Source organism: Shewanella sp. SW1, from assembly GCF_025653545.1.
GTDB classification, from domain to species: Bacteria; Pseudomonadota; Gammaproteobacteria; order Enterobacterales; family Shewanellaceae; genus Shewanella; species Shewanella oncorhynchi.
The window spans coordinates 51,374-72,762 of the sequence record NZ_JAKKSG010000001.1 but is presented as its reverse complement, the minus strand read 5'-3'; the positions used below and the strand labels follow the sequence as shown (position 1 = coordinate 72,762).

At 45.9% G+C, this 21,389-nt stretch carries 15 protein-coding genes and 1 pseudogene; 10 read left to right on the top strand and 6 right to left on the bottom strand.

Translation table 11 applies throughout. The features are described from left to right. Positions 1-292 precede the first annotated feature (292 nt). Both L5M71_RS00370 and L5M71_RS00365 read left to right on the top strand, forming a co-directional pair. Entirely contained in the window at positions 293-1,894 is a 1,602-nt protein-coding gene (locus tag L5M71_RS00370) for an ATP-binding cassette domain-containing protein (RefSeq protein ID WP_263205820.1), read from the top strand. Beyond that, positions 1,891-3,468 (top strand): ABC transporter ATP-binding protein, encoded by a 1,578-nt coding sequence (locus tag L5M71_RS00365; protein ID WP_263205816.1) that lies wholly within the window; start codon positions 1,891-1,893, stop codon positions 3,466-3,468. Before L5M71_RS00370 ends, L5M71_RS00365 begins: the two co-directional genes overlap by 4 nt. Before the next feature lie 285 nt (positions 3,469-3,753). Here the strand turns inward: L5M71_RS00365 and L5M71_RS00360 are convergent, their stop codons facing one another. From L5M71_RS00360 to L5M71_RS00340, 5 genes are all read right to left on the bottom strand, one after another. Next, complete coding sequence (locus tag L5M71_RS00360) at positions 3,754-5,163, bottom strand: ammonia-forming cytochrome c nitrite reductase subunit c552 (protein ID WP_263146835.1); 1,410 nt, start codon at positions 5,161-5,163, stop codon at positions 3,754-3,756. Continuing rightward, entirely contained in the window at positions 5,147-6,358 is a 1,212-nt protein-coding gene (locus L5M71_RS00355; RefSeq protein ID WP_263146834.1) for an NnrS family protein, read from the bottom strand. The genes L5M71_RS00360 and L5M71_RS00355 overlap by 17 nt, the downstream gene beginning before the upstream one ends. 1,039 nt (positions 6,359-7,397) lie before the next feature. Continuing rightward, positions 7,398-7,826, bottom strand: coding sequence for a type VII toxin-antitoxin system HepT family RNase toxin (gene hepT, locus L5M71_RS00350; RefSeq protein WP_263205813.1), 429 nt, complete (start codon positions 7,824-7,826; stop codon positions 7,398-7,400). A gap of 15 nt (positions 7,827-7,841) precedes the next feature. After that, the gene (locus L5M71_RS00345) at positions 7,842-8,021 is read right to left on the bottom strand and encodes a hypothetical protein (protein ID WP_263205810.1); all 180 of its coding nucleotides are present in this window, start codon (positions 8,019-8,021) and stop codon (positions 7,842-7,844) included. Between the two features lie 1,983 nt (positions 8,022-10,004). After that, the gene (locus L5M71_RS00340; RefSeq protein WP_263205807.1) at positions 10,005-10,406 is read right to left on the bottom strand and encodes a Cd(II)/Pb(II)-responsive transcriptional regulator; all 402 of its coding nucleotides are present in this window, start codon (positions 10,404-10,406) and stop codon (positions 10,005-10,007) included. Between the two features lie 76 nt (positions 10,407-10,482). Between L5M71_RS00340 and L5M71_RS00335 the strand changes: the two genes are divergently transcribed. Further along, positions 10,483-12,567, top strand: a complete 2,085-nt coding sequence (locus L5M71_RS00335) for a TonB-dependent receptor plug domain-containing protein (protein WP_263205804.1) — start codon at positions 10,483-10,485, stop codon at positions 12,565-12,567. Between the two features lie 250 nt (positions 12,568-12,817). Then, positions 12,818-12,922 (top strand): annotated as a pseudogene (locus L5M71_RS00330) (IS6 family transposase); the annotation flags it as partial. A 249-nt stretch (positions 12,923-13,171) separates the two neighbouring features. Here L5M71_RS00330 and L5M71_RS00325 read toward each other — a convergent pair. Next, complete coding sequence (locus L5M71_RS00325) at positions 13,172-13,531, bottom strand: DUF3147 family protein (protein ID WP_263206137.1); 360 nt, start codon at positions 13,529-13,531, stop codon at positions 13,172-13,174. Between the two features lie 89 nt (positions 13,532-13,620). Here L5M71_RS00325 and L5M71_RS00320 point away from each other — a divergent pair, with 89 nt between their 5' ends. The 6 genes from L5M71_RS00320 to L5M71_RS00295 are packed head-to-tail and all read left to right on the top strand — an operon-like array spanning position 13,621 to position 21,377. Beyond that, positions 13,621-13,998 carry a BlaI/MecI/CopY family transcriptional regulator gene (locus tag L5M71_RS00320; protein ID WP_014609901.1) on the top strand — a complete coding sequence of 126 codons (378 nt, stop codon included), beginning with the start codon at positions 13,621-13,623 and terminating at the stop codon, positions 13,996-13,998. An 8-nt stretch (positions 13,999-14,006) separates the two neighbouring features. Continuing rightward, positions 14,007-14,987, top strand: a complete 981-nt coding sequence (locus tag L5M71_RS00315) for a M56 family metallopeptidase (protein WP_263205802.1) — start codon at positions 14,007-14,009, stop codon at positions 14,985-14,987. A 13-nt stretch (positions 14,988-15,000) separates the two neighbouring features. Beyond that, positions 15,001-16,284 (top strand): TolC family protein, encoded by a 1,284-nt coding sequence (locus L5M71_RS00310; protein ID WP_263205798.1) that lies wholly within the window; start codon positions 15,001-15,003, stop codon positions 16,282-16,284. A gap of 8 nt (positions 16,285-16,292) precedes the next feature. Then, positions 16,293-17,537, top strand: coding sequence for an efflux RND transporter periplasmic adaptor subunit (locus L5M71_RS00305; RefSeq protein ID WP_263205796.1), 1,245 nt, complete (start codon positions 16,293-16,295; stop codon positions 17,535-17,537). Positions 17,538-17,548: 11 nt separating this feature from the next. Further along, positions 17,549-20,692: an efflux RND transporter permease subunit gene (locus tag L5M71_RS00300; protein ID WP_263205793.1), complete on the top strand. Its 3,144-nt coding sequence runs from the start codon at positions 17,549-17,551 to the stop codon at positions 20,690-20,692. After that, positions 20,682-21,377, top strand: coding sequence for a HupE/UreJ family protein (locus L5M71_RS00295; RefSeq protein WP_263205790.1), 696 nt, complete (start codon positions 20,682-20,684; stop codon positions 21,375-21,377). The genes L5M71_RS00300 and L5M71_RS00295 overlap by 11 nt, the downstream gene beginning before the upstream one ends. Positions 21,378-21,389: the final 12 nt, after the last annotated feature.

Genomic DNA, 21,389 nt, shown 5'->3' with positions numbered 1-21,389 from the left:
TGTTGCCAATGAGAATAGTTATCAATTATATTATCGCCGTTCAAAACATTTATCAACACCGTGTTGATAAATAAAAATGACCGCTTAATATGGTCGCCATCTCATGGCGGTTCAATTTTTATGAAACAAGGAATTTGGCTCGTGGATGTTCATTTGCCCATAAACTCTGGCACTCAGACTATTTTTTACTCTGCAATATCAAGACTTCATCGCTTCATTGGCCTTGTGTTAATCACACTTTCCAGACCGAAGCCCAGCCTGTTCCACTTCGATTTTTTAGGTGAACATTAAAATGCAGCGACTTTTCAGTCCCACTTCAACATTAGCCTTCGCCCTACGTCCGGCGATTCCTGCACTCACTTTCGGAATGCTGCTAGCGGCAAGTGCTGGCATGACGACACTAGGTGCACTCTGGTGCATGATTCAACTTATTGCTGGTCATCATTCGCTATGGTTAGCGGGGGCGCTCATATTTGGGGTAGTGTCAGCGTTGCTATCAGCTGGCGCATCTTGGGTTAACCACAATGCTGAGGCGCAATTTTCTGGAAGATTAAGGCGTCATGTTGCAGCGCATCTTGTCAGGCTCCCACCAAGTACATTGGCAAAATATAAGGGCGAAAAGTTAAAGCGATTAATGGTCGATGACATAGCATCATTGCATCATATGATCGCGCATTTACCCTCTGAGCTAGCGACCTTTATTATTGTCCCTGCCATCACTATCGGCTTGCTGATCTTAAGCGCGGGCTTAGTTGCATTACTTGCCCTTATCCCAGGCCTAGTCGCAGCGCTTTTCTATTTGGTGGTGATCCCAAGGCTTGCTGCAAAACAGGGTGAAGCACGAGTTAATGTGATGGGAAATATCACTGCTGCAGTGGATGACTACGCCCGTGGTGCGCCTGTATTTCGCATTTATGGCGCACAAACGGGTGCTATGGCCGATTACCAAAAGGCAACTAAGCATTTTATTGAGGAGATCATTGAGCGGGTAAGCAAGGTATCCACTTCAGTCGCCGTGGCCACATCACTACTGCAGGCTGTCTGTACTTTTGCCATTGTCTATGCCATCGGGTATGAATGGCCGCCAGAAAACCTTGCTGCAGCCTTGTTCTTCAGTCTGGCCATAGTCACGCCAGCCCTAAAGCTCGGGCATGGGCTTGATTATCTCGCAACGGGCCGCGCTGCCGCTCAGCGGCTAACGGATTTTCTTGAGCAATCGAGAGTTCCTGTTGGTAACGGCAATATTGAGCTTAATGCAAATATGCCGCTCACCCTCACGAATGTTGTGCCTTCAGTGTCTACAAGCAATCAATCTGTGCCCATTAACTATCAATTTAGATCTGACAGAGTGACGGCAGTTACAGGGATCAGTGGTGTTGGCAAATCCACATTACTGCGCTTATTAGCTGGCATGGAGCAGCTAAATGCCGGAGATATTCGACTCGCAGGTATGGCACTCAAAGAGATGGATGAAGCCTCGATTAATCACGCGATCATGCTATTACCACAAAGTGCGGGACTACTGGCGACCTCCATCGCCGACAATCTCGCGCTCACCGCACCTTGTGCCACGGATGACGATTACTTAACAGCATTACACTGCGCGCAATTGGATAAACCCTTAAATACTCATGCAAGCACACTGTCTGGCGGTGAAATACAACGCGTTAATCTTGCCCGTGTGTTTCTTTCACCCGCTAGGGTGATATTGCTTGATGAACCCACATCGGCCCTAGACAGCGAAACGGCGTTTAACGTGTTCACAGCACTACGCCATCACGCAAAAACAAACCACAAAACGATTGTGATGGTCACCCATGACTTAACGCTTGCCGAGCTGGCGGATGACAAGCTCGCACTCAAACATCATCACAGGGAAGGAGAAGGCCAATGATAAATCGTCCCCAAGATTACACAGCCATAAAGCACTTAATACCTGTTGCCTGCGGTTGGGCTGTGGCGGCCATATTGGAAGCGGCATGCTACATTCAACTGGCTTTAGCCATTACTCAGCAGCAATCACCACAAAAAGTACTATCCATTGCCGCAATAACCATACTCACCACAATACTGGTTTCGCGTTCAGGTTTTTGGGCTGGCGCAAGGCTGGCCAATGCGCTCTACAGTGCATTAGGCACGACCATGCAACAAGCTAAACTCTCTTGGTTTACACCGAGTGTCAGGACACTACTCATAGAAACTGTCTCTCGAAGTATTCCTGGCTTTATGAGTATTCCGGCACATCAATTTCAGGTCTTTATTCATGCACCGCTTATTCCGCTCTGCATTACTTTTGGCATAGGATTGATCGGTGGCATACCACTGGTAATGATGTTGGCGAGCTTGTTGCTCTTATCGTTTGTGATTCAGAGTATGGCGCAACGGGCCCTTGCCCGCGCAGATATGGACCGAAACAACGCTGAACTGGCAACGAATCAATCCACTCTTGAACTTATAGATCACGTAGAATTACTCCGTACAGCAGCGGGATACAATCGTGCGACCGAGCGTTTAGAGCAAAACTGGCAAACACAAGAAATCGCATTGGAACGAACTAATCGCGCCGCTGCTATAGCAACATTACTGTCGGCTATCGCCAGCTTTTTACCTATTGCAGGCATGGCACTCTATCTGGTGTTATCCGGTATAAACAATACAACAATGTTGCTCGCAGTCTTGATGTTGACCATCCGCGCGACGGCGCCACTTGAGACTCTCGCCGTGGCGGCAATAGGCATTAATGATCAGCTAGCGGCTATTAAACACTATCGACAAGCGACTCATGCGCCAACGCTCAAAGAGCCAAGCCAAGCACAACAAAAGACACCGAACAGTCATACAATCGAACTGAATAACGTAACATTTCCTCCTGCGGTGCAAAATATCAATGCCACTATCGAGCCAGGTGAACGCGTGCTGATTTGTGGCCCGAGCGGTTCAGGTAAAACCAGCTTACTTAAGTTATTGATGCGCTTTGATGATCCCACCCTAGGCCTGATCACTTTGGGCAAGGTGCCACTCACGTCAATCCCTGCTGCTGAACTTGCCCGCTTTTTTGCCTATGTGCCGCAGGATCCACTCATCTTTACCGGCACCATTGCCAGTAACATTCGTATTGGTAACCCTGATGCCGACGATCAAGCCGTAGATAAAGCGGCACGCCAAGTGGCGCTAGATGAAGTATTAGACAGATCAGAACTGGGCATTTACCAAGAAGTCGGCTTGCAAGGCGCAGGGTTATCGGGAGGAGAACGCCAAAGGCTTGCCTTAGCACGCGCGCTTATCAAAAATGCACCGATTCTGATAATGGATGAGGCCACCTCGGCATTGGATGAAGAGACAGAAAAGCGCGTAGCCAAGGCTATTTGCGAACAGAGTTGTACATTGGTTTTAGTTTCGCACCGAAACCAATCACTTTGGCAGCCAACCAAAATAATAGAATTTCATCAATCAGTTGCCTCAAAGTAGGATCGGCTTTCTACGCATTAAAAAACTGAATTACTGATATCTGACACAGATTACAGTGATTAATTTGTCGTTACAGACCAACATCTCAATGAGCAATAACTGCAGCCGAAATGACATGAATCATTTCGACTGCAGTTATTGCTCGTGCAAAGGAAGATGAGCATCGCTGTAGAACCGACCAAGCCTTGTTGGCATAACGCTCACTGAATCAAAGCATAAATACTCGAGCTTCCTCTCGCTTTTGAGCTATAAAATCCCTCAAATTATCAGCTACCCGTTAATAAACTAGTAACCATATTTTGCGACAGGGTGCCAGTTTTTATTAACATCCTCTTCAATAAACTTTTGTTTTTCTTTGATTAAATCCGATTCAACTAACCCTATCGCTTGATGGGCCTTTTCCTTAGTACTGATATCTGGATAAGTAACTTGAGTCACGTTAAGTTGCTTCAATATTCCAGCGAGCAGATGACGTGCTTCGTTCGCTTGTTCGATGGCTTTATCTAAAAGCTGCTTACCTTCTTGTGGATTATGTGCATACAAACCATGTGAGGACATGGCAAAGTCCCAGCGCCACTGACTGTGTCGTATCGCCATAATGGGCTCATTCATATTCTCCCATTTAGCACCTGCATCCCATGCCGCTTTGGCTTCATAGTGAGCCTTGACGAGCAGAGCTTCAACTTCGCGGGCTTTGGTCTCAATCGTTAATTTATTGGCCGCGAGCTTGGTTTCAATTTTGGTTTTACTGCTATGGCAGCCACTGCAACTGTTATCAAAATGCGGTAAAGCTTTATCAACTTTATGGCTAGTAAATTCAACACCTTTTGCATCCTGCTGGGTAGGCATATGGCAGGTAATGCAAGTGACACCGACTTCGGCATGTTTACTGCGACTCCAGTGTTCAAACTCAGGATGACGTGCTTTGAGTACGGGCGTTTTCGAAAGAGGATGGATCCATTCGAAGAAGCGGCGAGTGTCATAATATTTTTCAATATCGTCGGCTGTGCTGCCAAAAATCCAGGGAATATTAACAACATTACTTTTTTCCGGACGGAAATAGTAAGTGACATGACATTGACCACATACCTGCGCACCTTGCATATTGGTATCTTGTTTATCGAATGGCAGGTGAATTTTAGCCATAGCCTCTTGGGCATGGGGGCGAGGTAAAGTTAACTTATTAGTGCCAGATTCATGGCAATCACTGCAATACACTACGCTTTGGATCTCTTTGCCCAGATCGGTAAAGTTTTTAGCGGAGTATCCTTCAAATCCCAGTTGTTCAATCAATCTAGGGGCATCCGGTGTCTTGCAGGTCCAACAACTGGCGGATAATCCTTTCTCTCCAGCCTTAGGGGGGACACCTGTACGTAAAGTATGCGTCACATCAGCAACGGCAAAATGGTGTCCACGTGGGCTATGGTACTCTTTGGCATAGGAAGATCCTGCCCAGAGTATGATGCTGGCGGGATAATTGGCGAGCATATCCTCGCGCTCGACCTGTTCAGAGGTCGCTTGCCAAGATTGATATTGGTTAGGGTATTTTTGTTGATTGCTAGTATCGGAAGCCGCTACAGATGTACATGTAGTTATGGCGAGCAAGCAAATCATTTTTAGCAATGTAACTGTTTTCAAATAAGTTTTCACTTTGTATCCTTTTGTCCTAACATCAATATTAACCTGGGCGCCCATCGATACGGGGGCGAGAAAGTATCGGCAAGTAATGCCATACAAACAGTGCAAATGCGATAAACCAGCAACTGCCAGCCAACCATAACCAGACTTGGGTGTGGGCCGGAAACCAGATGGGCATTAGCGCCCTGAGCAGTGCCGCTAACGGTAGGCAAATAAATGCCAAGATCATCTTAGGGCCCTCATAAATATTTCGACTTGTGTGCCCGAGTGACACTCTGGAAATCATCGAAAGACACAGGGTAGCCATACAGCCAATAGCAAATAGGTGAAGCAAACTGCGATAGGCATATTCATTATCGAGATACCAACTCATGGCTAACAGGCTGAGTGGCAACATTAAATAGGCAAGATGCAAGGACCACAGCATAGGTTCCTTCAGTGTTTTATGGGGTAACCAGCGTGCAAATCGGACCAGCTGCAAGAGCCCTGCAATGAGCAGTAAGCCTCGCTCGACTTCCAGAGGTATAAGGTGGATGAGTGATTGAATGACGAGCAAGATCATTGTCAGGATCAGCGGGTATTCAATCCAAGTTAAGGGTTCTGCTTTGGTGGCCTTAATGCGCATCGCGGTAAAGAATGGAATGACACGCCCACCGACTATGGTGATAAGTAAGGCTAACCACCATAACATCGCCTGCCAGATCTGGTTGGCAAGAATAAAGTCGCGCTCAAAAAGGGCGTAATAGCTGACATTGTTAATCACGAGTGCAGCAAACAACATGATCGGAAAACCAATATTGCGCCATTGCTTCACCTTATAAATGCAGCGCCATAGGGTAAGGCTTGCCATACCAAGGAACAATGAATCAAACAAGGCGGGCAAAATGAGCGGAACCTGCATTGGGAGTAAGAGTAATAATCGTGCAAGTAACCAGCAGCTAAAGGTCAATGCAAGTGGCCATCCCTTTAATGTAGGTTGGTTGGTCCAATTTTGAACGGCTGTCAGCAAAAATCCACACACAATTGCCATAGCAAAACCGAACAACATTTCATGTGGATGCCACCATAGCGGCAATATTTGGCTCCAAAAGGATGAAGGGAAAAAGCTATATTGGGGAGTAAACCAAGTTAATAGCCACAAAGGGATATATAGCGCAGCTAATATTGCTCCCCCAAGGAAAAAAGGTCTAAAGCCTAAGCGCCATAACGCGTGAGTACGTTCGGTTTGTGTAGGATCATCAATATTTAGCATAGTTGTTAGCCGAGTAGCAGAACGATGACGAACACACTTAAGATGCATTCAATATAATCCTTATATTGTACTGTTATGACCTTCAATTCAAACTAAATCTTAGATTTTGGAACTAAGATCCCAAAGATGAACAAAAAATAAAGTGTCGTGGAATACTCATTTCTGACGGCTAATAGGCTTGATCAATGTACTGCGGGTTCATGATGGACAAAGGTTCGATGCAAACTTTTACACAGGTAACGGCACAAACAGTCACACATTGGTAAATTTTAGATGGGAGAAATACCGTTTTGATTTAAATAACCGTGGCTTTGATTGGCCTATCTTATTTCGAACACAGCCAAGACTTTGATAGCACAGGCAGCTCAATTTATAACGGCGATAACAGTTGCAGATGATTATGTGGTAACTCGCTTTAGCATCGATTATCAGGCTAGAAACTGGCGGATTAGTGACTTCGCCAACAACCTATTTGATGAACAAGCATTGACAGCAAATAGCCTACAAGCCGCAGTTATGTGGAGGGTTACAACAAAAAAATGGAAATAGTACCGGCAATTGGTAGCGTTAAAAAATGGCGAGTTATTCAATCCAAGCAAAATCATTTTTTTCGTTTTATTCAACACAAAATAAAACGGCTCGCATATTTCTATGCAAGCCGTTGTTTTATTTGGCAGGGGTGGCAGGACTCGAACCCGCAACCATCGGTTTTGGAGAAAGAATCTAAAAGCATCTGTATCAACGACATTGGTAAAAACGCAGAATATGAGGTGTAAAAATAAAGAAGCTAAGCGACTGTTTTTATTGGGTATGAGAATACATATTCTACTTACAAAATTCACTATTTATGAAAAAAAATACACTAGCGATTTAAATTTCTATTGTACTGTTCGGTTTGCCTATCAATGGATGAAACCAGAGTCTACGCTTGCTGAGATAACCTGAACTCGGGATAAAAAATTGAACTAATGGCCCTACACGAGATGGGATCTTTCGACCAAGAGAAACTGTTCGAGTATCAAAACAAGTACGGCGCCTATTAGCCACTCTTCAGCGATAACCACTCTAGCCCCTGCTCTGCAAATACGAATAATCTATCGCTATAGCCTTGGGTGATCGCACTGCAGATTATCTCAGGGTCAATATTCTGATAATCATGAACTAATGCGTTACGCAGGCCTATCACTTTACGCCAGCCACTCAATTCATCATCAGGTTGTGCTCCTCGTTGGCAAAGGATCTCAAATGCTTGGTAGGCATCCTGAGGACTATGCCCCGCAAGGGCCTTAACCCAATGTTTTGCAATGCCAATACAGGCTCCAATAGATAGCTGTAAAGTACGCTCTGCAGCACGATATTCAAGATTAGATAAGGCACGCTGACTGAGTAATTGACGCAATTCTCCAAGCTCGGCTTGATACCGGCTAAGGCTTAGACAAAGTGACGAAATATAGGCATTATCCGACATAATACAGCAGTTCCCTTATAGGCTTTGGGCTGAATAATCGAGTTCCATTTGCGACATAATGCGAGACTCTTGTTGCATTCTGCGACCTTCATATCGACTAAAGATAATTTCGTTGGCGTTAATGATACCGAAGGCCAGAGGGATGGGGGCAAGATTGATATCGACAACTGACAGCTTTCCTTCAGCTAGCCCCAATGACCTTTGTCAATCCATAGCGAGCAGTTCGGCTCTAATACGAGCAAATTTTGAATGATTTAGTTATCAGTTAAGTGATTTTGGGATAAAGCTAGAAGGAATCGATATGCCTAGGCGATGCGCTCTGATGTAATCAAACTAAAGGTTGGTTTCTTACTTCACTACTCTCTACTTTTATAGCGACTCACTTAGCAATAGAGGCAAAATATCGGCCCATTCAACAAAGATCAAAGGATCACAAAATCGATCTGTTCAAGTTGGTATATCCGAGCACACCTACTTTTTGAACCCCTGAGAAAAATTGAATAATAATCAAGTAAAATCAATATTATAGATAGCGTTCAAAATTATGAACGCCCCCTAAAAGCCCGTTAATAAAACAACAACCAAGCCCTCTAAAATCCTCATATGTAGTGAAGCACTGCGCGTCGCCGCCCCCGCAATCAACCGCGCCGGAAGGACCCTCGATGATAATGGTTCGCATCTACATCGAGTTGAGAGCGATTCTCATCATCATAAAGTGTCGCGTTCGGTTTCAATCAAACCGTGAGCATCGGCGAGACACAAAATCCGCCCATCTGAAAATCAAAATTCCTCATAATTGCACATGATCATCGCTCCATTCCTATCCATGCAGGATGACTAATATAGGTAAAGATAACGAGTCTGGCACTCGGTTAAAATGAGCCTAGTCCTAGACAGAAGCAATTCACCTAAAACCGTCAAAAACCTTGGCTTTTACCCTCTTCACCCATTGCCAACAATTAACACTAAAGCAACAAATGCACGCTATTGCATCCTCCACTAGGGTTGATGCAATGACTCGTCTGTAGCCTTACTGCTGCATGGGCTAGAGTGCTCCCAACTTTTTGAGGCTATCTAGGGATTATCTAGGCCGCATCAAAAAACGGTTGAACCATATTGGTGCAACACATTGAACAACACCCATTAAATTAAAACATATCAATAACAATTCAAACTAAGGCAGCATGAGCCTAAAAACGCGTTCAATCACTCAGAAACAGTGTGCAGATCATCCCACTTTGCCTGCTTTTAATGACCAAAAACGGCGAGCGGATAGCACCCAAGCAGGATGAGGCAACGACCTAAACCGTGAGCCGAATAGAAGGATCCATTTAGGCGCCAGCAATTCACCCAGAACTACCAAAAAACTCACCTTTTGCCCTACCCTTTACGCCCCTCAATCCTTAACACAAAAGCAACAAAAGCGAGTCGTTGCATCCTCCTCTAGGGTTGATGCAACGACTCGCCTGTAGCCCTACTGCTGCATGGGTTTGAGTGCTCCCAACTTTTTGAGGGGATCTAGGGATTATCTAGGCCGTATCGAAGCTCTGTTGATCTCTAATGCTGTAATACCTCTATCGCCATATAACATATAAGCAACAACTACAACTAAGAAAACGTGCGGTATTCTCACTCGTCATCGTCGCTCAACACACCTATATCAGCCCTATTTATGCCGGCTTCACCCACAGACATGAGTAAATGCCTGAACGACTAAAACATCTGCAGGTAAACACACGGCTAAATCATAGGACCAAGCGGAACAACACGCTTAGGTACGTGCCATTATCGACCACCGGCATTAGCGTATAACTGCGCATAGCTCATGATGTACATTAGGATTGGTTAAAGCTGACGACTGGGCATGAGCGTAACGTGATCGGGTACACGTCCCCAGGTGAAGATAGTGGTCTAAGAACTGGACAAACTGAACACAGGATGCAATTAGGTCCGACAGGTTGCTTTAACTCACTTCTGCAACAAACCGATTTAACTATAGGCATCTTCATCTGCAAACAAGCTAGAGTTTGCAATACTTGAATTAATCTGAAAGGAAAACTGAACTATTCAATACCATATAAGGTTGTGTGCTTCATAAAGCATAAAAACGTCATGTATAGGCTGGCTTTAGGATTTTATGGAAGCACTGGCTTCGTATAAATAATAGCGGCGATATACTTAACTCTCGCGGTACTCATCTTGTTTTAGACGCTTGAGGATGCAACAGTCGCTAACATGGTGGTTATCGCAGGATACTAAGGATGAAAGTGAGGCCTCTAGCTTGGCCAACTCCCGCTGAGTTTGGCGAATATGCTCGAGTTGCTCCGCAATGATCTCATCGACCACTGCGCAAGAGTTGTGAAGATGCTGCTGGACTTCTACCAGACGACGAATGTCGCTCAGGGCAATATTCAACGCTCTGCAGCGGCGGATAAAAATGAGGGTATCCACATCCTGCGGGGCGTAGTATCGGTAACCATTGGCCATTCGCTTTGGGGGAGGTAGCAATCCTTCCTGCTCATAGAAACGGATAGTTTTTACTGGAACCTGTGAGGCGGATGCCAGTTCGCTGATTTTCATCTTGACCCTCCAGTAACTGTAAGCTTTAGCCTGCATCATACCACTTACTAATTATTTAACGCTATTGGACATACCTATGCCTCACTTATCGCCCTTAGCCTTTCTGTTATTATCCTTGGGCGCCACTTCATCCTATGGCGCTCAGGTCAATGAAAAAGACGAACACGCCGCAGACATTAATACGCCTCAAACCGCCGCAGAGCCGGTCAGCCAGTATGAACATGAAGCCTCCCATGAACAAGGTAGCCATGATGACAAACATACCGATGAACACGGTGACGATCATGACGAGGGAATGGAACGAATTTTGGTTCAGTCCACTCGTTTAGGACGGGTAGTTGATGATCAGCCCATGAGGGTTGAAGTGGTCACTCACGAGGAAATCGAGGAAAAGGCGGCTATGCGGCCAGGAAACATTTCCATGATGTTAGCAGAAACGGGTGGGGTACGAGTGCAAACCACATCACCCGCCCTCGGTAGCGCGAATGTGCGTTTGCAGGGAATGGATGGCCGCTACACTCAATTGCTGGCAGATGGTCTACCGCTATACGGCAATCAAGCATCATCACTCGGTTTACTGCAAATTCCGCCTACGGATCTGGGACAGGTAGAGGTTATAAAGGGCTCGGCTTCATCCCTCTATGGTGGCTCGGCTTTAGGCGGGGTTATTAATTTGGTCTCTAGACGACCGGGCGATGAATTTGCTGGCGAGACACTCCTTAACCTGACCTCTAAAAATGGCCAAGATTTTACGGGTTACGCCGAATCTCCCCTCAGCGACAATCTCAAGGGATCTATTACAGCAGGTGCCCATTATCAAACCATCGAAGACATAGATGCCGATGGCTGGGCCGATCTGCCGGAATACGAACGTTATACCCTGAGACCAAGGCTGTTTCATGAAGGTGACAATGGCGATAACCTCTATGTGACTGCTGGCTACATGACTGAAAATCGTCGAGGCGGAACGATAAATGGGCACACAGTGGCCGATGGTAATCCCTTTATCGAGACTCAGAACTCAGAGCGTATGGATGCAGGTCTTGTCTATCATAGACCCGTTGCTGATACCTTGACCTTTAGTACCCGCGCCTCCGCCATGGTGCAGGAACATTTCCACGGCTATGGGGTTGATAACGACAACGATAAGCACGGCAATTACTTGCTAGAGACCAGCCTGTCTGGCTATCGCGACAATCTAGATTGGGTGATTGGTGCGGCGTATCAATCAGATACGTATGAATCGGACAACTATTCCGACTTTGACTATTCTTTCGATGTGCCGGGGCTTTTTGCAATGGTGGACTACAGCTTGATGGAGGATTTGATCGCCTCTGTCAGCGCCCGTATGGATCACCATAGCCAATATGGTACCGAGCTTAGCCCCCGATTCTCGCTCTTGTACCGTGCCGATGGTTTCACAGTACGCGGTTCCTATGGCCAAGGCTATTACGCACCAACCCCATTTGTGGAAGAAATCGAAGCCGCTGGCTTGTCGCGACTTGAGCCTCTTGGGGAGCTCAAGGCAGAAACCGCTCGAACGGCCTCAGTAGATTTTACCTACCGCTTCGATGATTTAGAAGCTAGCCTTACCCTGTTTGGTTCGAATATCCGTAATGTAACCGAGCTTGAGGCTTTTTCCTTGGAAAACAATGATACCTTCGACAGGGTCCGTCTAGTCAATGCTGAAGGAGAAAGCCAGATCCGCGGTTCAGAAATGCTGCTACGCTACTACCTTGGCGATCTCAAGCTGACAGCAAGTTACCTTTATCTGGATGCAACTGAGCCGACTCAAGGCCGAACGTCTCGCCGCGAGATTGCATTGACGCCCAAACACTCCGCAGGATTCGTGGCGATGTGGGAGCAACACGGTAACTTTCGCGCGGGGTTCGAAGCCTATTACACTGGCATTCAACGTCTAAATGACAACCCTTATCTGACCGAGTCTGAACCCTACTGGCATCTTGGCCTGATGGGTGAAATGACCTTTGGCCGCTACAGTTGGTTTATCAATCTGGAGAATCTGCTAGACATTAAACAAAGCGATACTCATCCGCTGCTGTTGCCCGAAAGGACTCCTGCGGGACAGTGGACAACTGATATCTGGTCGCGTAACGATGGATTTATTGTCAATGCAGGAGTCAGGATTAAATTCGGTTAAACTCTTATGCCTAGGTTTGCTTTCACGGATAACGAGCAAAATTAGGGATTAATTTTTAACTCAAAGCATGGACTTTATTTCTAAAATATCTGTTATTGATTAACATTTTTTGCCATGGTGGCATGCAGTGAATCTGTTCCGACAGAGGCATTCGTGCCGCTAATGGTTAAAGTTGGGGTTCTGTCGCAAAGTTGACCATAAGAGTTTCAGAGTAAATAAACTGCGGATATTAATTTGGAGCAGCCACAACCTGACACTCAATTTTGCTGACCGGCATTATCCATCAGATATCATCATGGAGACGCTTCGTTATTACCTTGCTTATAAACTTAGCTACTGTGATATTGGGGAAATATGATACGTCTGCAGGTGAAGATAGTGATCTAAGAACAGGTCAAACTGAACGCACAATTGAACTAGATTTGTCTGGACTTAACCTATCAATATTCAAATCACGATGAAGTTAGTTCCGACAGGTTGCTTAAACTCACTTCTACCCCAAAGCTTTTCATGAGCAACAAAGGACTCGATACCAACTGTGCTCAAGTTGAACAAATTTTTGTAATGCATGAAGTTCCCACTATTACTGAATCAGATCATTTTTCTAGTGCCATGAAATTAGATCGATTCCAAATATTTTTACGAATAGCGCAAAAAACCAAAAGCAAATTACGGTTATCGTGGCACTCACTAGTAACGATGGCCAGAAACCCAAACGTTGTAACAGTGATGGAAATATCAGGAACATAGGTAATGTAGGTATTACATACCAGAACGTGTACCAAGCATGGTTCGCTATTTTTTCCATTGGCTGTTTTTCAACATATAACCAAACCATTGCTAAAATGGTAACCAACGGCAATGCCACGATCAGCGCTCCAAGTTTATCACTACGCTTTGCAAGCTCAGAAGCTGCAACAACGACAGCTGCGGTGATCATATACTTTGTCAGTAACCAGCCCATTCCAACCTCACTATGAGTTATTAAAAACCGATTGCCTATCGGTTTTTGTTCTGCCACTATAGCGATCATTATGGCAAGAGAAAAGTGTTATGCAGTTAGGTGAATTAGAAAAGCAGGTTTTGCAACATCTTTGGACTGAGTCTGAAGCGGATGCTAAGCAAGTACATGCGGTGCTTGGGTTGTCTCGAGAGAGTTCACTCAATACCATTCAGAGCACCTTGGATCGCTTGTTCAAAAAAGGATTACTGAGTCGAACTAAGCAGGGTCATGCCTACTTTTATCGAGCAAAAGTAGACAGAGAAGCCTTAATAGCCAAACTTATTACCAATGTTACTAGCGACTTTATCGAAGAGGGTGAGCATAGTCTGATCGCGGCATTTAGTTCAGTATCAGCTAATCTGAATGATGCTCAGCTAGATATCTTGGAACATTTAATTGAAGAACAACGTCAACTTCGGAAGGGATAATTAGGCTTATGTTTGTTGGCGATTTAGCGATTACACTGAATTTACTAAGTGTTGCAGTGCTGGCATTTGCTATCAGTGTTGTGTTCATCTCGATCGCTCTACGATTCACGTTGCCTAGATTAGAACATCTAACTTTCAGGTTACGTAAAGTTATCTTATGGTCGTTAGTCACAGCGCCTTGGTGGATAGCCATTAATTGTGTTGTCTTTTTCTGGCCGAAGCAGCAAGATTTGTTTTCTGCTGCTTGGTTAAATGAATTTGTTCACTGGCACCATATTGATATTTTTAGCTTCGACAGTTGGCACGCAGTTACCTTGCTTTCGGCCTCGGGATTTTTGATTTGGTCGATAATAAAGACTGTTTATTCTCGCAAAAAACAATCATCAACAATGGCGTCTCTGCTTGGATTATCAGATGTTCACCCCCAAGAAGTAAATACTCAGCATCGTTATTATTTATTACCTTTGGCAATACCGGCAGCTTTTACCACTGGGCTTATTTCTCCCAAAATTTATCTGACTACGGCACTACAAGAACGGGTTAATGAGCAGGAATTAGATATTATTATCCGGCATGAAATGGCGCATGTCGCTGCCCGAGATCCTCTATTTAAAGTGATCTTCGCGACTTTTGCAGGCTTTTTCCCGCTCGGGATGAAACAACATTTGGTCAAGCAATTTACCTTGCTTACTGAACAGATGGCAGATCATGCAGTGACAAATGAACACGACCATCTTGACGTCGCTCAGGCTCTGGTTAACGTTGCCAGAATGCAACGAAGCATCACGCTAGGTTGTGATGGGTTGCAAACGAGTTATTTCGGCAATGATCAAACCAGCGTACGAGTGCAGCGCCTAATTTATCCTGTTTGTACATCTTCTCGATTGGCAATCGGTTTAGCTATTGTGTTGTTAGTTATAGCACCAGCATTAACCGCTTCCACGGTGGATAGCCTCCACCATATTATCGAAACTTTTTTCACCCATTAAGTAAGGATTGGGAATGAAAGCTATTCTTTGTAAACGCACAGCCAAAAAACCGATAGGCCATCGGTTTTCTGCTGCATTGATAGGAATGAGTATTATCCTATCGGCATCCGCAGCGACAGATGAAAGCCCGCAAAAAATCAGTTTATCTGATGCGGTTACCATGACTCTCACTCATCATCCTGATTTACAAGCTTTTGTATCGCAGCAGCGAGTCTGGGAGGGGCGTATTCAGCAAGCGAGTGTCGGTGAACGCCCAGAAATTGGGCTGATGATTGAGGATGCGTTAGGCACGGGGGAACACAGTGCATTGAAAAGTGTGCAATCTACGCTCACCTTCTCATGGTTGCTGCAACAGGACCTAATTGATAGTCGTGTTAACACGGTAAAAACGGAAGCCACTAAACTGGTCATAGAGAAGCAAATCAAGGCGCTCGATTTGTCTTCACAGGTGGCTAAGCACTTTATCGATATACTGGTTAAACAGGAGCGTCTTAAGCTCAATGTGATGGCAAAAGCTCAGGCTGAGAACGTTGTTGATACGATTGCCAAGCGGGTGCAAGCAGGTAAAAGTTCGGCGGTTGAAATGCAGTTGGCAAAGGCTGAATTTATCCGCCGAGGACTGGCGGTCGAAGATATCGAACACGAGCTGAAAGCGAGCCAGTATCAACTAGCCTCTCTTTGGGGTAAGCCCAAAGCATCATATTATTTCAACGGTGATCTGCTGGACATGCCAACAGTGCCGTCGGTTGACAGTCAGCTTACCCTGCTAAAGCAGAATCCGCGTTTTCAACAGTTTGCCAGTGCTCAGCGTATTGCTCAGTCACAAATGGAACTGGCACGAATTGAAGCCAAACCCCAGTGGCAATTTACCGCTGGCGTTCGTCGTTATGAGGCAAGCGATGACTTTGGTTTAGTAGCAGGCGTCTCTATCCCTTGGGGCACAAGTGACCGTAATGCAGGGACAATCGCAGCCCTCCACGCTCAGCAGGACGTGTTGGCCAACGAACAAAGCGCATTAATGCAAGCTCAAGATGCTCAACTCTATGTACTGCTACAGGAAATGGCACACTCTGCGCATGTGATAGACACAGTGCGCAACAGTATAGTGCCCACCCTCGAAAAAGCACTGTCAGAGGCAAGTAATGCTTTTGATAAAGGTCAACTCAGTTATAACCAATTTAATGATGTGTATCGGGAATTACTCAGTGCTCAATATCAGTTGCTGGATGCCTTTGAGAGCTTGCATTTGCAACACATCGAAATTCAACGCCTGACGGGTACGTCCATTTCTCAGTGAGATTACTTATGAAAAATAACCACACCCTTTCGTCACTGAGTTTGGCGATACTGCTCAGTATGGGTATGAACGCCTTCATCCCAACACCTGTAATGGCTTCCTCAGCCCCTGTTGCTGAGCAGGCTGAGCCAGAAAAAGGCCCGCACCGTGGACGTATGCTGCGTGAGGGGAATTTTGCTTTAGAGCTGTCCATTTTTGAAACGGGTGTCCCCCCAGAGTTTCGAGTGTGGTTGACCTATGAAGGGAAACCACTAGATCCCAAAACTGTTGATTTTAGCGTTAAATTGACTCGCTTAGGCAATGTCGTGGATGACATTCGCTTTAACGCACAAGGGGATTTCCTCCGTGGTGATATGGAGATCTATGAACCCCATTCGTTTGTGGTCACTATTGAGGCTAAATACCAAGGTAAAACGTACCTTTGGCAGTATGACAACTTTGAAGGTCGCACCACGATAGAGCAAGCCGTCGCCACCGCGATGGATATTCAAACCGATATTGCAGGTCCTGCCACTTTGCACCAAACAATCCCTGCCTATGGCACATTGGCGCTACCGGTAGAATCGCAGCGTGCCATCGCCGCTCGCTTTGAAGGAGAAATTACGCAGTTGTATGTTGGACTGGGTGACAGGGTAAAAAAAGGCCAACCCTTGTTAACCATAGAAAGTAACGAAAGTTTGAAGCCGTATCAAATCAAAGCGCCATCCGATGGCGTAGTCACGCAGCAGTTCGCTAACAGTGGCGAGCAAACCCTTGGCCGTTCGTTGCTGACGCTCACCGATAACAGTCATTATATCGCTAAACTGGCGGTATACCCCATTGATTATCAAAAGGTTAGCATCGGTGCTGCCGTCACTTTGCAGATAGAGGGCTCGGATGAGACTTATCAAGGTACTGTTTCATTTATCGAGCCCCAAGTGCGTGATGATCAAGCCCGTATCGTGTGGGTAAAACTTGCTAATGAAAAGGGAGCGTTTACCTCCGGCAGTTTTGTTCACGCCAAGATTGAAGTGGCCACCATTGAGGTGCCTTTGGCAGTTAAACGAATTGGATTGCAAGGGTTTCGTGATTTCACCGTGGTGTTTGCCAAAGTCGGTGAGCAATATGAAGTGCGTATGCTGGAGCTAGGCCGTCAAGGCGGTGAATGGGTTGAGGTACTGGGCGGTTTGAAACCTGGCACTGAATACGTCACCGAAAATAGCTATATCTTAAAAGCCGACATTGAAAAGTCTGGCGCATCCCACGATCACTAGGAGTGTAAGTCATGTTGGAATCGATTTTACGCTTTTCGATAAAGCGAAAATTCCTAGTGCTGGTGATGGTATTAGCTTTAGCCGGATTAGGCATATGGAACTTCACTAAATTGCCGATTGATGCGGTGCCGGACATCACCAATGTGCAGGTGATGATCAACACCGAAGCCCCAGGTTATACCCCGCTTGAGATTGAGCAACGGGTCACCTTTCCCTTGGAAACCGCTTTGGCAGGTTTACCTGGGCTAACTTACACACGTTCCGTTTCTCGCTATGGCTTGTCTCAAGTGGTTGCCATATTCAGTGACGACACGGATGTGTATTTTGCCCGCCAGCTCGTGAACGAACGATTATCCGCTGCCCGTGCTGAATTGCCTGTAGGACTTGAGCCGCAGCTTGGCCCTATTGCGACAGGCTTAGGTGAAATCTTTATGTTTACGGTGGATGCATTGCCTGATGCAACCCATGCCGATGGTTCGCCGATCACGCCAATGGATTTACGCACTGTGCACGATTGGACGATTAGACCGCAGTTGATGCGAGTGCCCGGCGTTGTTGAAGTGAATCCTATTGGTGGTTTTGAACGTGAAATTTTAGTGGCTTTCAAACCAGAAAAACTCTTGGCCTTTGGCTTAACTCAGGCAGATGTTGTCGATGCCATCGCTAAAAATAATCAAAATCAAGGTGCGGGTTTTATTGAGCAAAACGGCGCACAGTGGCTACTGAGAATGCCAGGTCAGGCAGAGGATATGGCCACGATTGGCAATATCCCGCTGAAATCGACCAATGGTTCAGCCTTGACCATCAAAGATGTGGCAGAGATTGAAAATGGCCAAGGTTTGCGAAACGGTGCCGCCACGCAAAATGGCCGTGAAGTGGTCATGAGTACCGTGTTTATGCTAATTGGTGAAAATAGTCGCACCGTAGCCCATGCCGTGGGCGAAAAGCTCAAAGAAATCAATGCAACTTTACCAGAAGGGATTGTGGCCACTGCCGTATATGACCGCACCACCTTGGTAGATAAAACGTTACAGACAGTACAAACCAATCTACTTGAAGGCGCAATTCTGGTGATCGTGGTGTTGTTTGTCTTGCTAGGAAACTTTCGGGCGGCATTTTTAACCGCATTAGTCATCCCTTTTGCCATGTTGATGACCATTACGGGCATGGTGCAGACTCGTGTTAGTGCTAACTTGATGAGCTTAGGGGCTCTGGACTTTGGTTTATTAGTGGATGGCGCGATCATCATTGTTGAAAACTGCCTGAGGCGTTTAAGTCAGGCGGGGGATGATCCCTTACCATTAAAAGAACGTTTAGAACTCGTCTTTGAGGCCACTCGCGAGGTTATTCGCCCGGCACTGTTTGGTGTCTTTATCATTACGGCGGTCTATTTGCCGATTTTTGCGCTGGAAGGCGTGGAAGGCAAAATGTTCCATCCAATGGCCATTACAGTGGTGATTGCACTGTTAAGTGCAATGCTGCTTTCCGTCACCTTTGTTCCTGCAATGGTTGCATTGCTGTTTAAAAAACCGGTGAAAGAGAAACACAGTCCACTTATTCGTGGCGCAGTGTTCTTATATCGCCCGGCCTTAAGCTGGGTCATTAAAGGGCGCTGGATGGTTGTCATCGCTGCCACGCTGTTAGTGGCAATCTTTGGTTATCAGGCGACGAAATTAGGCAGTGAATTCGCACCTAATCTAGATGAAGGGGATATTGCTATGCACGCCCTTCGAATTCCGGGAACCTCGCTGAGTCAGGCAATCGCCCTGCAGGAAACACTGGAAGATAAAATTAAACAGATGCCAGAGGTTGAGCGGGTATTTGCCAAAATCGGCACGGCTGATGTGGCTACCGATGCGGTCCCTCCCAGTGTGGCGGATAACTTTATTATCTTAAAACCGCGAGAACAGTGGCCCAATCCTGACAAATCGAAAGTACAAATCGTCGAAGAACTTGCAGCCCTAGTCGCCCCTATACCGGGTAACCGTTATGAATTCTTGCAACCCATTCAGATGCGTTTCAATGAGCTGCTGGCAGGGGTAAGGGCAGAACTTGCCATCAAAGTGTTTGGTGATGATTTTGATACGCTCACAGCACTGGGCGCAGAAATTGAGTCCGCCATCGCTCAAGTCGAAGGCGTTGCAGATATTCAGGTTGAGCAGAGCACGGGGCTGACGATGCTGAACATCATTCCAAATCGTCAAAAGCTTATGCAGCATGGTATCAGTATCATGGAGGTGCAATCTCAAGTTGCTACCACGATGGGAGGGACTGTGGCGGGTAAGTTCTACCAAGGGGATGTGCGTTCAGATATTGTGGTGCGTCTTGATGAGTCGCGTAGGCAAAACATCGATGCGCTCAGTTATCTACCTATTGCTTTGTCTGGCGGTCAAAGCATTCCACTTCAAGAATTAGCCTCCTTAGAGCTGGTTTCTGGCGCTAACCAAATAAACCGTGAAAACGGTAAACGCCGAATGGTCGTTACTGCTAACGTGCGTGGACGAGATTTAGGCAGCTTTGTCGCCGATATTCAGACCGTTATTGGTGAAAAAGTGGCAATTCCCGCAGGTTATTGGCTGGAGTACGGTGGCACCTATCAGAAACTGCAATCGGCTTCAAAACGCCTCAGTATTGTGGTGCCTGTTACCTTGTTGATGATTATCGGGTTGCTGATGTTGGCGCTTAACTCCTTTAAAGACGCAATGATTATCTTTACTGGTGTGCCTCTGGCGTTAACTGGTGGGATTGCGGCGCTGTTGCTGCGCGATATTCCGTTCTCAATTTCGGCCGCGGTTGGCTTTATTGCGCTATCGGGCATTGCGATTTTAAACGGTCTGGTAATGGTGTCCTTTATCCGCCAATTGCGTAAAGAAGGGATGGGACTCGATAGCGCCATTTTTGAAGGGGCACTTACAAGACTGCGTCCGGTCATAACCACCGCATTAGTCGCCTCGCTTGGCTTTATTCCTATGGCCCTCAATACCGGTATTGGTTCTGAAGTGCAACGGCCACTGGCTACCGTAGTGATTGGCGGTATTATCTCCTCTACGCTATTAACGCTATTTGTTATCCCCGCGCTATATCGAATTTTACACAAAGAAAAGGAGTCTATTTTGACTGAAGTAGAAGCAATGGAGTTAGCTGATGCCAAATAAGCTATTAAAAATCAGTCTATTCCTCTTAATTGGACTGTTAGGTTTTATCAGTGTCGATGTATTGGCCCATGGGGTCGATGACAATACCCGAGCCTTTTTAGAACAAAACCAAGGGGTGCAATTTATTCCGTTTTTGTATATCGGGGCTAAGCATATGATCACCGGATACGACCACTTACTATTTTTAGTGGGGGTGATCTTCTTTTTGTACCGCAGCAAAGATGTGTTGTTGTATGTCACCATGTTTACTATTGGTCACAGCACGACGTTGTTACTTGGCGTTATGACTGATGTTCAGGTTAATGCGTATTTGATCGATGCCATTATCGGCATTTCAGTGATCTATAAAGGTTTTGATAACTTAGGTGGTTTCAAGCGCTGTTTTAACTGGCAACCCAATACCAAAATAGCCGTGTTAATCTTTGGTTTGTTCCATGGCTTTGGACTGGCAACCAAATTACAGGAATTTGATCTGTCACAGGAAGGCCTGTTTACCAATTTATTGGCATTTAACATCGGGGTAGAGATCGGACAATTTGCTGCGCTGGCCTTTATTTTAATAGTGATTAACGCTTGGCGTCACTTTCCTTCATTTCAGCGATTTTCAACGCTCACAAACACGGCACTTATGAGTGCCGGGATCATGCTGATGGGCTATCAGCTTACCGGCTATTTCGTCAATTAAACTAATAATAAG